Annotated in this window: 12 protein-coding genes; 7 read left to right on the top strand and 5 right to left on the bottom strand. The window is 51.0% G+C overall.

Annotated elements, in window-relative coordinates; translation table 11 throughout:
• Window positions 1–5: 5 nt before the first annotated feature.
• From opp4C to M3194_RS23000, 5 genes are all read right to left on the bottom strand, one after another.
• Window positions 6–938 (bottom strand): oligopeptide ABC transporter permease, encoded by a 933-nt coding sequence (gene opp4C, locus M3194_RS23020; protein WP_251656435.1) that lies wholly within the window; start codon window positions 936–938, stop codon window positions 6–8.
• A gap of 17 nt (window positions 939–955) precedes the next feature.
• Window positions 956–1909, bottom strand: coding sequence for an ABC transporter permease (locus M3194_RS23015; RefSeq protein ID WP_251656434.1), 954 nt, complete (start codon window positions 1907–1909; stop codon window positions 956–958).
• A gap of 60 nt (window positions 1910–1969) precedes the next feature.
• Window positions 1970–3718, bottom strand: a complete 1749-nt coding sequence (locus M3194_RS23010; protein WP_251656433.1) for an ABC transporter substrate-binding protein — start codon at window positions 3716–3718, stop codon at window positions 1970–1972.
• 203 nt (window positions 3719–3921) lie between these two features.
• Window positions 3922–4830: an ArsR/SmtB family transcription factor gene (locus tag M3194_RS23005; protein WP_251656432.1), complete on the bottom strand. Its 909-nt coding sequence runs from the start codon at window positions 4828–4830 to the stop codon at window positions 3922–3924.
• A gap of 145 nt (window positions 4831–4975) precedes the next feature.
• Window positions 4976–5854 (bottom strand): hypothetical protein, encoded by an 879-nt coding sequence (locus tag M3194_RS23000; RefSeq protein ID WP_251656431.1) that lies wholly within the window; start codon window positions 5852–5854, stop codon window positions 4976–4978.
• A 332-nt stretch (window positions 5855–6186) separates the two neighbouring features.
• Between M3194_RS23000 and M3194_RS22995 the strand changes: the two genes are divergently transcribed.
• From M3194_RS22995 to M3194_RS22965, 7 genes are all read left to right on the top strand, one after another.
• On the top strand, window positions 6187–7800 hold the full coding sequence (locus M3194_RS22995; protein ID WP_251656430.1) for an ABC transporter substrate-binding protein: 1614 nt from the start codon (window positions 6187–6189) through the stop codon (window positions 7798–7800).
• Between the two features lie 220 nt (window positions 7801–8020).
• Window positions 8021–8971, top strand: coding sequence for an ABC transporter permease (locus M3194_RS22990; RefSeq protein ID WP_251656429.1), 951 nt, complete (start codon window positions 8021–8023; stop codon window positions 8969–8971).
• Window positions 8972–8975: 4 nt separating this feature from the next.
• The gene (locus tag M3194_RS22985; RefSeq protein WP_251656428.1) at window positions 8976–9821 is read left to right on the top strand and encodes an ABC transporter permease; all 846 of its coding nucleotides are present in this window, start codon (window positions 8976–8978) and stop codon (window positions 9819–9821) included.
• 54 nt (window positions 9822–9875) lie between these two features.
• The gene (locus tag M3194_RS22980) at window positions 9876–10907 is read left to right on the top strand and encodes an ABC transporter ATP-binding protein (protein ID WP_251656427.1); all 1032 of its coding nucleotides are present in this window, start codon (window positions 9876–9878) and stop codon (window positions 10905–10907) included.
• Window positions 10894–11799, top strand: a complete 906-nt coding sequence (locus M3194_RS22975) for an ABC transporter ATP-binding protein (RefSeq protein ID WP_251656426.1) — start codon at window positions 10894–10896, stop codon at window positions 11797–11799. The genes M3194_RS22980 and M3194_RS22975 overlap by 14 nt, the downstream gene beginning before the upstream one ends.
• Window positions 11800–11838: 39 nt before the next feature.
• Entirely contained in the window at window positions 11839–12273 is a 435-nt protein-coding gene (locus tag M3194_RS22970) for a hypothetical protein (protein WP_251656425.1), read from the top strand.
• A gap of 118 nt (window positions 12274–12391) precedes the next feature.
• Window positions 12392–12649, top strand: coding sequence for a DUF6953 family protein (locus M3194_RS22965; protein WP_251656424.1), 258 nt, complete (start codon window positions 12392–12394; stop codon window positions 12647–12649).
• The last annotated feature ends 161 nt before the right edge of the window (window positions 12650–12810 follow it).

The following is a 12810-nucleotide window of genomic DNA, read 5'->3' as shown; positions in this document are numbered from 1 at the left end:
CTCACCTACCTTTTCTGTTTCGGATCCAGCACATCGCGCAGGCCGTCACCAAATATATTGATGGCAATGACAGTCGCAAAAATGGACAAGCCTGGCGGTACCCACAGCCATGGCCGCTCCTGGAAATCAATCATGTTATTCGCGGCATCAATCATATTGCCCCATGTCGGCGTTGGAGGCATAACGCCCAAGCCGAAGAAGCTAAGCACCGATTCGCTCAATATCGCACCGCCGATATTGAGCGTTGCAATAACGATAATAAGCGGAACAAGATTCGGCAGCAGATGCCGGAACAGCTTCCGTCTATCGCTGAGGCCCAGCACGATCGTCGCCTGCATGAACTCCCGCTCGCGCAAGGACAACATCTGGCCCCTGATCATCCGGGCTAATCCCGGCCAACTGACGACACTCAGCATCAGCATAACGATATACATCCGGTAGTCCGGCGGTACCTTCCACTCAGACAGCAAGGCACCGATAATGAATAGAAGCGGAAGGCTTGGTATCGTCAGCAGCAAGTCAGCCAGCCTCATAATGAGCTGGTCGACAACACCTCGATAGTAACCGGCAATAATGCCAAGCAGGGTACCGATGAAGACGGACAATACCATCGAAGCAAGTCCCACCGTAAGCGAGATTCTCCCCGCCTGCAGCACACGGGTCAGCACGTCCCGTCCAAGCGTATCGGTGCCAAGCCAGTGCTTGGCATTCGGGGCGTGATTCATTAACGCCATATTGATCTTGTTATCCGTATAAGGCGAGAAGAAGGGGCCGATAAAACAAGCCAAAAACATGATCACGACAACAGCAAATCCCGTTATCGCCAATTTATTGCGTACAAGTCTCCGGAAGGATTGCCGCCACAACGAAGACCTTACTTGTGATTGATTTTTATTGACGTTTATTCCCTGAGCCGTTTCACCACTAGCAATCGTCATCTATAAGTCCTCCCTTCCTACAGCTTCACCCGCGGATCCGCGAGATGATACAGAATGTCGGACAATAGTGTTCCGATTACCGTCAGCACGGCGATAAACATCGTAAAGCCCATAAGCAGCGGATAATCGCGCAGTCCGAATGACTGCATATACAGTTGTCCGATGCCCGGCCAGTTAAAGATCTTCTCAATAATAAGAGACCCGCCGAACAAAGCCGGAAGCTCGAAGCCCACCAGCGTAATGGCAGGCAGCAGGGCATTGCGAAGGGCGTGAGTGAATAACACCTTGCGCTCGGTCAACCCTTTTGCCCGGGCAGTTCGTATATAGTCCTGTTTAATGACGTCAATCATATTGCTGCGGAAGTAACGCGTCAGCGAGCCAACGCCAAGCAGCGTCATAACGATGACCGGAAGCGTCATATGGTGAATAACTTCCTTCACATAGGCAAATCCCTGGGCGTTGCTCCCCGTCGTAATCATTCCTCCCGGCGGCAGCCACTTCAAATCAACGGCAAGCACCTTAATCAGGAATAATCCAATGAAGAAGGATGGGATGGACATCGCGGCAAAGATTAGCACCATCACCAGCGTATCAAACCAGGAATATTGTTTATAAGCGGCGATTACTCCAACCACAACGGCAATCAGCCAAGTAAAGAAGGTAGAAACAACCGCAAGCAGGAACGAGTTCCAGATGTATTGATTGAACAAGGTGAGCACCGGCTTCTGCTGGGCAAGGGAATAGCCGAAGTCTCCATGTATAGCATTCGTCATCCAAGTGAGATACCGCTCCATCAATGGCTTGCTAAGCCCGTAAATTTCCCGCAGCTCCGCCTTGCGTTCCGGGGTTAATTTAATATTGCCTGTGATGAAATCACCCGGCGTCAAGGCGTACAAGCTAAAGATCAGAAAGGAAGCGGCGAGCAATATAATGGCCATGTAGGTCAATCTCTTCACGAAATAAGTGCTCATATCGGCTCCTTAACCTCACATCCCCTGCCCGGCATTTGCTCCGGGCAGGGGACATTATTTTTACTTCAGGTTCCAATTCGGCAGGCTTGACGCCAGCCCGTAGAATGGGCTGAGGGACAGGTTCTCAATTCTTGCGTTATAAGCATAAACACTTTTCTTGTAATTGGTAAAGATAACCGGCAGATCATCGTTAAGCAGCTGGAAAATTTCTTTGTAAATCGCCTTGCGTTCTTCGATGTCGGTAGTAGCAAGACCTTTCTCGTACAGCTCCTTGAACTTCGGATTATTGTAGCCTTTAATCTCGCCGTCTACAAATTGCAACAAACCGTCGGAAGGATCCGTCAAGAGAGGGGTCGAGAAGGATACCATGTCATAGTCTCCGCCTTCTACCTTAGAGGACAGCGAGTTGAAATCGGCGAATACTTCTGGTTCAAACTCAATACCGAGCGCAGCGAAGTCTTCTTTGGCAACCGCGATGAAGATATCCGTGTTCTTGCTCTTAGAGCCAAGGTAATGAATCTTCAACTTCTCACCGTCTTTTTCGCGAATGCCGCCTGCACCAACGGTCCAACCGGCTTCATCGAGAAGCGACTTCGCTTTTTCCGTGTCGAATTTGTATGGGTTAATGTTATCTTCCGTATAGGCCCACGAGATTGGCGAAGATGGAATATTAGCGACAACACCAGCACCTTGGTTGGCATCGACGTAGATGCTTTGACGGTCTAAGCCGTAAGTCAAAGCTTGGCGTACCTTTTTATCCTGAAGCGCCTTATGCTCGAAGTTGAGCTGCAGGAAGCTATAAGTGCTTGGCGTATAGGGAACGATATTCACGAAACCGAGCGACTTCAGCTTGTCTATATTTTCGGTAGTAGCGCTGAAGGACGCATAGTCAACCTCACCTGTCTCGAGGTATTGCCATGTATCGCCCTCGGATGTTTTGTAGATGAAATTCTTAGTCTTTGGCTTCTCGCCGTAATAGTTGTCATTAGCCGTGAAACGAACCTCTTGGCCTGGAAGGAATTTCTCCAGCTTGTACGGGCCAGTGCCAATCGGCTTCGAGCTAAGCTGCTTCATATAGCCCAGATCGCCTTGCTTGTAGTCCTTGCCGTAATAAGCCTTGGACAGAACATCGGAACCAAGCAGGACAAGCGCAGCCGCATTAGGCTTCTCCAAAGTAACAGAGATGGTCTGCGGATCAACCACTTTGATGCCTTCGATAGAAGTCGCGCTTCCGTCTTTGTAAGCCGCGCTTCCTTTAATACCCAGCGTGTTAACCTGCGAGTCACCGTCATACGACTTGTCATTCAGGATCGTCCACGTGAACGCTACGTCATCGCTTGTAAGCGGAGAGCCGTCACTGAATTTCAGATCCTTGCGCAGGTGGAACGTATAGGTCAAGCTGTCAGGCGATACTTCCCATTTCTCCGCCAGTCCTGGCTGAGGAGCGCCTTTATCATCCACGGTAACAAGCGGGGTATAGAGAAGCGAAGAGACGTTTCCGTCATAGCCGCTTTGTTGGAAATAAGGAGTAAATGCACCGCTTGGGTCGGTGAGTCCGACGATAATCGTATCCGTCCGCTTCTTCGCTTGATCAGGCAGCTTGCTGATATCGCTGGCAAGGATCGTGTCCGCGGAGCCTTGCGGTGCAGAGCTTGCGTTATTACCGCCAGCTTGAACGTTGGTGTTGCTGGATGTCGGCGAGTTCGCAGGAGCCTGGTTACCGCCATCGCCGCTATTATCGGAGCAAGCAGCTAGGAGCAAGGTGCCGGCAAGCACGACGGATGTTGTGGCTAAAGTTAACTTTTTCATAAATACCCTCCCATAATGTACAATACTGATATCCGATTAATTCCGATTAAACGACTATGAATTGGAATCTTTAGTCCTTATTATAGAAAGTCGAGACAGTTCTGTAAAGAGAGAACTAAAAAATATTTCTTTTTACGAAGAAATACAGGAAATAACAAAAATGCCGCCACCCCCTTTTCGGGGATGGCGGCATTTCCAAGTGGCTATTTTCCGGTTATATAATCCATAATAGCATGTTGCAGACGATCAAGCGCTCCGGCACGCAAGCTGTATACCGTCAAGTTCTCGCCTTCGAAATGGGCATGAATCAGTCCCGCGCTCCGAAGTTTCGTAATATGATCATGCGTAATTCCTTTGGACAGCTTTAAATGGCGATGAATTTCTATAAAAGTTCTTGGGCCTTGATGCAGATAACGCAGGATCTTCAGTCTGCTCTTCTCCCCCAAGCTTCTTAAGATGCGATAATCATGGGCGGATAAAAAATCTTCCTCGCTAAGATCCACTCTCGCGGAGTAGTAGCAAAGCGTTATCTGATTAAAGTGCGATATCACGTTAATGGGCTGAAAATGATACTGCGGAATAAGCACAAGCTTGCTTAAATTGGGAATAGGCTCAAATATAAGTCCATTTGTCGTCTCGTCTATGAACTGCCAGGCTGGCAGTGTTGACTTGGCGTTCTTTCTCTCCGCCGCAACTCCCTCGAGGCTGCTCAATATTTGCGGGCTGATATGCCCGAAATATTGCTCCTGCCACATGGTGAACAGTCTGAGGAGCTTATCTCTAAACGCATTCATATCTACCGGAAAGCTGCTGCTGTACGGTGATATCCTTTCATACAGATCACCCGTGCTGTGCTTGGACAGCCAATTCACAAAGGCCGGAACATCGGATTCCGGACACAAATGAACAAGCAGAAACGCATACTTCCATTCCTGATCAATAGCTAGCCGATCCAGCCATTCGGCCAAATCCGGCGTCAGCTTGATGCGGGTTTCCTGCGCCCAGCTTGGTGAAAGATCGAGCTTCTTATGCGATTTTCGGCAAATATAGGTATGCAAACTACTGATCGCTTCGTTCAGCGGTTTAAATTCGATGTCTATATGGTAATCCATCCACACCCACCCTTCGCCTTCTAGGTAAAAATACCTTGACTTGGGCGTATTCTACACGGAAATGAATACGATTGCAACATGAAGAGCAGCACCCAAGGAGCATAGTGCTTCCCGGATGCTGCTCTTTTATAATAGAAGATTCTAATTACTGGCTAACAATGGAACCCATCGACGCGAATGCCAGTGGTCCAAAGCCTTCTGTCGGCTCGCCTACCGGCTGATTCACTTTAAACATAAAGCTTGTGCCGTCTACCGTCTTCACGATAACTTCCTTCGTCAGCTTATTGCTTGCCGCTTTGAGCATCAGATCGTAATCGTCGATCGTCGAGCTTGAGTCCTTCGGATCAATGGTCTGCACATCGCCCACGGATGCAAGCTCTTTCTCCGCGTCTGCCTTAATCTTATCGAGCTTGAAGCCTTCCGGCAGCTTGCTGATCTCGACATAATAGTTGTTGTCGACGTTCATGATCAGCTTGCCTGCAGCCGCATCGAATTTGAACTGCTCGAAGATATACAGCGCGTAGCCGTCGCCCTTCGCAAGCGTTCCCGTACGGGTCTCTTCATTGCCCTCGAGCTGGAACTTGAAGTCCTTCGTCGCAGGAAGCTCCATGTGCCCAGGCTTATCTCCGGCTGCCTTCTCGATCTTCGTGATGGTCAGCAGCTTGGCTGTCGCATCGCCTTCAACGGCTTCTTCCATATATTCAAAGCTTACGGCATCGCCTTCCTTCAGAGCGTTTGCCGCTTCATCCGTTCCCTCTCCAAGCTGATAGGACGCCGCCTCGCCGTCCACTGTAATTTCAACCGTATGGGAGTCGGCCAGACCGACAAATACACCTTGTGCTTGTTTGGTTACGGCGTCCGGCGATTCGGTTGGCTCGGGAGATGCCGATACCGTTGCGCTTGGCGTTGGACTAGCATTCGTATTGGAGTTGTTGTCGCTGCAGGCCGATAACAAGCAAGCCGCAAGTACGGTGCTGCTCAGCAGGACGGTCAATTTGGTCGTGATGTTCTTATTCTTCTTCATTTTCTGGAACCTCCTAAAAAGAATTGCGGAGCAATTCTTGCTTCGTAAGCATTAGCTTAAAGAATTGCGGAGCAATTCTTGCTTCGTAAACCTTGCTCACCATTACAAACGTTTCCGCCTCTGTAAAGGTTACATTAAATTTATGAATAACATCGCCTAATATAAGGGAAACCTTGTCATATCCCGCCATAACAGGTTCTTCCTTGCATCGACAATGCTATGATTTAGGAGCATAATGAGAGAAATATAATAAAAAGATTGTAATTCCGAGTAATCCGATGTAATATTAGTGGTATTAGAAAACAGCTCTGACAAAACTGGAGGATGGATTCATGCGCAAAAGCATTCCCGCTTTACTTACCCTCATTATTCTAGCAGTAGTCATTAGCGCTTGCAGCGGCAACAATAACGGCAATAGTGCAAGCAATAACTCCGAAGCATCGCCTTCGAACACGGCAGCAGCCGATCAAGCGAAAGACGGCGGCAACCTGATTCTTGGTGTACAAGCCGATCCCGTTATACTTAACCCGATTTACGCAGGCGACCGCGTCAGCCTGACTATCGACCAAGCTCTGTACGCTCCATTGTTCCAAGTGAACAACGGCAAGAAAACCTTCTACCTGGCTGACAGCCTTGAGCCTTCGGCTGACAACCTGACATATACGTTGAAACTGAAAAGCGGTCTGACTTGGCATGACGGACAGCCGCTGACGGCTGACGACGTTGTCTTCACGTTCGACTCGATTCTCGACGAGAAGCAAAACAGCTTCTTCCGCGAGAACCTGATCATCGGCGGCAAGCCAATCAAGGCCGTGAAAGTCGATGATATAACCGTTGAATTCCAACTTCCGCAAGTGAACCCGGCGTTCGAAGCAACGCTCGTGCAATTGACTCCGATTCCTAAGCATATTTTCCAAGGCGAAGCGAACATCGAGAAAAGCACGAAAAACAACGCGCCAGTTGGTTCCGGTGCCTTCAAATTCAAAGAGTACAAAACAGGCGAGTATGTAACGCTTGAGCGTTTCGATAACTACTTCGCAGGCAAACCGCATCTGGATTCGATCACTTACCGTGTAGCGAAAGACGCGAATGCGGCGAACCTGGCTCTGCAGAACGGCGAGATTAACGTGAAATACCTGGATCCGCAAGACGTATCCACAATTGAAAGCACGGGCAACTTCGACATTCAAGCTTACTCCGAAGGCCGTCTGGCTTACCTGCTCTTCAATGAAGACAGCGACACTGGCGCTCTGAAGAAAAAAGAAGTTCGTCAAGCGATCTCTTACGCCCTGAACCGCGAAGAGCTGATCCAAACGGTATACGGCTCGAGCGACTATGCTGACCCGGCGAAATCGTTCGTAACACCGGATGGTCTGTTCCACAACAACGAAGTTACTTCTTATGACAACGACGTAACAAAAGCAAAAGAACTGCTGGCTTCCGCCGGCGAAAGCAACCTGAAGCTTCGCTTCATCGTATCGAGCGGCAACAAAGCGCAAGAGGCTGCTTCCCTGTACATTCAGCAAAAGCTGAAAGCTGTCGGCATCACGGTTGAACTGCAAAGCATGGACGCTTCGGCGTACGGCCAGAAGTTCACTGACCTGAAATCGAAAGACTATGAGCTGTCCTATGCAGGCTACATCATGGGTTATGACCCGGATGCTTACCGTATCCTTTATACAACGGGTTCGAACTCCAACTACGCTCGCTACTCCAATCCTGAAGTAGACAAGCTGTTCGACCAAGGCGCTGGCGAAGCGGACGCAACGAAACGCGGCGAGGCTTACGATCAGCTGCAAAAAACAATCGCGGATGACGCGGTTATCTACCCTGTCGGCTACACGAAAACAATCGTAGCCATCGACAAACGTTTCGGCGGTCTGGATGAGGCTGTTCTGAAGCCAGTCGTTATCTTCGAAGATCCGTCCAAGCTCTACATGAAATGAGAAAACCTCAATCGAGGTCATTCGAAGATGAGCGACCGCGTTTAGTGGTAGGTTTTATCGCCAAATAGAATTTTAAATTCTATTGTGGTAATTCCAAATTGAATATGGATATAGGCAAAAAGTAGCTGGGGCTACCCCGATGTCATTCAATGAAACGAGCTTAATGACATTGGGGGTTACCCAGTTATTTTTTGCCGTAAACAGCATAGGAGACAATCGTATGAGACAACTCATCGCTAGACGCTTACTGCAGACGATTCCGCTCTTGTTCTTCGTCTCGATCGCCTGCTTTGCCTTAATCAAGCTGGCTCCTGGAGACCCTGTTCTATCCTTCGTGACGCCAAACATGCATCCCGAGGATATCGAACGCATTCGGCATAATCTCGGGCTGGACAAGCCTGCTTATATTCAATATCTGCTGTGGGTGAAAGAGCTGTTCCAGGGCAATCTGGGCTACTCGCTCATCAACCACCAGCCGGTTATGGATCAAATTCTTGATCGTCTGCCGGCAACCGCGGGTCTGATGGGCAGCGCCATCGCGCTGGCCGTTCTGATTGCTATTCCGCTTGGCCTGACTGCCGGAGCGAACCGTAACCGCTGGCAGGACAAGATCATTAACCTGATTTCTTATATCGGCATCTCGGTACCCTTGTTCTACCTGGCTATTTTACTTATCTACTTATTTGCAATTGAACTGCACTGGCTTCCGATTATGGGCATGCGGACGATTGGCGTCGAATCTCCTTGGGATGTTATCAAGCACGGCATTCTGCCATGTTCGGTACTTGCCTTCGGCTTCCTGTCGGTCTACGTGCGTTACATTCGTTCCAGCACAATCGGCCAGTTGAAAGAAGATTACGTTCAAATTCAGTACGCGTTTGGCGCAACGCGCAGGCAAGTCCTGTTCCGGCATGTGATGAAGCATGTTCTGCTGCCGGTCATTACGCTGCTTGGCATGTCTATGGCGGATCTGGTTACCGGCGCAATCGTAACGGAGACCGTCTTTTCCTGGCCGGGCATCGGCTCGCTTGGCATGACGGCCGTCAGAGGGATGGATTATCCCGTTATTATGGGCATTACGCTGTTCTCCGCTTTATTCCTGATCATCGGGAACTTGCTTGCGGATATTTTATACGGATTCGCCGATCCGAGAATCAAATCAACGAGGTGAGCTCATGAATCGGACCAAATGGCGAAATGCGGGCCTCGAGCTCGTTCGAAGCAAAATGGGGATCGTCGCAATCGCGATTCTCGTTATTTTTATACTGGGAGCGATCTTTGCTTTTCTCTCCCCTAAAGATCCCAACGCGCTGGATGCCTTGCAGCGCCTGAAGTCGCCAAGCTCCGCGCACTGGTTCGGAACCGACGACTACGGCCGCGATTACTTCGCCCGTGCCTTGTACGGCGGACGCGTCTCCCTGATGGTCGGCTTCTCCGCAATGATTCTGGCTACCACGATCGGCACGATCGTTGGGGTGGTCAGCGGCTACTTCGGCGGCTGGATCGATAACCTGCTGATGCGTTTGCTGGAAGTCATTTTGTCTATTCCGACCTTCCTGCTCATGCTCTTGCTCAGCGTGTTCCTGAAGCCGAACCTGACCAGTATCGTCTTTATTATCGGGCTTCTGATGTGGATGAACATGTCCCGTATCATACGGGCCGAGACGATGACGCTTCTGGAGCGCGAATACGTGCTGTATGCGAAAGCCTCCGGTCAGAATCACTTGGGCATTATTATCCGTCATATCTTCCCAAGCCTGGTTCCGGTCATTATCGTCGGCGCAACGAACAACGTGGCTTCCGCGATTATGATGGAATCGACCCTCAGCTTCCTCGGATTTGGGGTACAGGCTCCAAACGCGACTTGGGGAAGCATGCTGAACAATGCGCAGGGCTATATCGCGCAGGCGCCTTACCTTGCGTTGTTCCCGGGTTTATTTATTCTGCTGACCGTGCTCAGCTTTAATATTCTAGGCGATATCTTGCGCGTTGGCTTCGAACCGAAGCTTGGCAAGCGGTAAAAGGGACGTTAGGTCCCCCCTTGCCCGCGCACTTCCGAGAGGAGTGAACGTTAGATGGCAGACAGGCTGCTAACCGTCAATAACCTACAAGTATCATTCCATACCCGCAGCGGAGAAAATAAAGCGGTTCGCGGCGTCAGCCTCCATATTGATCAAGGCGAGACGATCGGCATCGTGGGCGAATCCGGCAGCGGCAAAAGCGTCACCGCCAAAGCGATCATGGCCATGATCCCGTCTCCCGGCGAGATTATCAGCGGCGATATTACGTTTGCCGGCGAGAGGCTAAACGGCTTACCCGAGCGCAAATGGCGCCAGATTCGCGGCAACCGGATCGCCATGGTGTTCCAGGATCCGATGACGTCGCTTAACCCCGTTAAGAAGATTGGCGAACAGATGACGGAGGTTATCCGCCGGCATCGCGGACTTAGCAAGGAAGCCGCTTTGAAAGAAGCGATTGAGATGCTGCGCCAGGTTGGCATTAACGAGCCTGAGCGCCGCGTCCGGCAATACCCGCATGAATTCAGCGGCGGCATGCGTCAGCGCGTTATGATTGCGATGGCGTTATCCTGCCAGCCGGAGCTTCTTATCGCCGATGAGCCAACAACGGCTCTCGACGTGACGATTCAGGCGCAGATTCTTGATCTGCTGAAGGAATTGAAGGATAAGACTAGCGCATCTATCGCTCTTATCACCCATGACCTGGGCGTAGTCGCTCAGGTGTGCAGCCGCGTAATTGTTATGTACGGCGGAATGGTGATGGAGGAAGGCACGGTAGAAGATATTTTCTATAACTCCAAGCATCCTTACACCCAAGGGCTGCTTCGTTCGGTTCCGCAGCGGCAAGGCGGTTCGCGCGAGCGGCTGGTGCCGATTGAAGGCTCGCCGCCCGATCTGCTCGACCCTCCGCCGGGCTGTCCGTTTATGGAACGCTGCCCGCATGCGATGCCCAAATGCGCAGAGCTTCCGCCGCATTTCCAGATCGGCGAAGGCCACCGCGCCCTCTGCTGGCTGAACGATGCCGAGGTTCAAGCCGAACTAGCGCGCCATCCGGAGCTTGAAGGGAGCGCTGCACATGTCAGAGGATAAGAAGGTGCTGGTAGACGTCCAGCAGCTGAAGAAGCATTTTGTGAAGAGCCGCGATACCTGGGGACGTACATCCGAGGTGCTCAAGGCCGTTGACGGCGTCAGCTTCCAGATCAACAAAGGCGAGACCTTTGGTCTTGTTGGCGAGTCCGGCAGCGGCAAATCCACGGTTGGCCGCTGTATCCTGCGGCTCTACGATTACACGGACGGGACCGTTAAGTTCGACGGCCAGGATCTGGCGAGGCTTGGCGAGAAGCAGCTCAAGCCTTTCCGCCGGCGGATTCAATCGATTTTCCAGGATCCGTATTCGTCGCTTAATCCCGGTATGAGCGTGCTTGATCTCATCGGCGAGCCGATGAACATTCACGGCCTGTACAAGGATGCAGAGGAGCGGAAGGAAACGGTTGCTGCGCTGCTCGAGAAAGTAGGTCTTAAGCGCGAGCATCTGTACCGTTACCCGCATGAGTTCAGCGGCGGTCAACGCCAGCGGATCTCGATTGCCCGCGCTTTGTCGGTGCGCCCGGATTTTGTGGTCTGCGATGAGCCGATCTCGGCTCTCGACGTATCCGTACAAGCACAGGTTGTTAACATGCTTGAAGATTTACAGGCCGAATTTGGCCTGACGTATCTGTTTATTGCCCATGACCTGTCGATGGTTCGGCATATTTCCGACCGGATTGGCGTGATGTACCATGGACGCTTGGTGGAAGTTGCAGACAGCGATGAGCTATACGAGAATCCGCTTCATCCGTATACGAAGGCGCTGCTGTCCGCGATTCCGGTACCGGATCCTCGTGCCGTAGTTGAACGGGTGATCTATACGCCGGACGCTGCGGCTGAAGAAGCCGCGGTGCTTCGCGAAGTAAGCCCCGGGCATTGGGTTGCATTGCCGTAAGAATTTCAAGAGAGTGAAGCTAAGGGAGGCTGAAAACCAATGACGAATATCGTGAAGCTGTCGCAATGGGATGCATTACTTGTGGAGTCTTTGCGCAAGGGGCATGGCTGGTCCGATGACGAGATTATTGCAAGAATTAAGGCTGGAGACGATCTTCCGACGGACGATAGCATGTTTGAATTTAATTACAGCGATCTGGCGGCTTTTGCTCAAAAAGAGCCCGAGACGTTCGAAGCAGCCGTCCGCAACGGCTACCAGATCAAGTACAATACCGTGCGCGGCATCCGCAGCTGGATTTGGGTCGCCTTTGGCGAAGAGCCTAAGCTCGAGCTGGAAGCCGGACAGGAAGCCGTAACGGCAGCGCTGACGCCAGAGCAGCTGGAGCGCGTGAAGACGGCGTTGTCCTTCGGCTGGTCGATTGAACCGATGAGCGGCGCAGACGGTTCCTACCGGATCGAACCCATCCAACGGTAAATGCTAAGGGGCTGTCCCAAAAGTCTTAAATGACTTTGGGGACAGCCCCTTTTGATTCATTTGCGGTTGAGCTCAAGCGCAAGTGGTATAATAACATAATTAGGCACTTCGGGAGGTTATGCATAAAGTGGAGAACGCGGATACAACAACCGAGCAGCAAATCGCGGAATGGATGGTTAACGAGATTAAGTTTAGAGGGATGCTGCGCCAGGAAGAAGCGATTGAGCATGTGAAGCAGCATTTTGGCGAGCAGTACATCTTCGTGAACGAGAACGGAAATGCCTCGCTGGAGAAGGAAGTGAAGAAAGCCTTCCGCAAGCAGCACAGAGGAAGAATCGCCTGGGACCGGGACGGCTTCTTCTGGGCTTGGACCTAAATCACAGGCACCGGCGTCCATATGCAATAATAATAAGAGGCCGTCTCAAAAGGTGATCGCTCACTATAAAGACGGCTCGCATAGGTAAATATAAACGTTTTTTCATGAAAATATCGCTGCAGAGGGTTACCCTTGCAGCGATATTTTTGCTCTTGCTGCTT

It is taken from the genome of Paenibacillus glycanilyticus (assembly GCF_023715145.1).
Lineage (GTDB): Bacteria > Bacillota > Bacilli > Paenibacillales > Paenibacillaceae > Pristimantibacillus > Pristimantibacillus glycanilyticus_A.
This window is presented reverse-complemented; position numbering and strand designations above follow the sequence as displayed.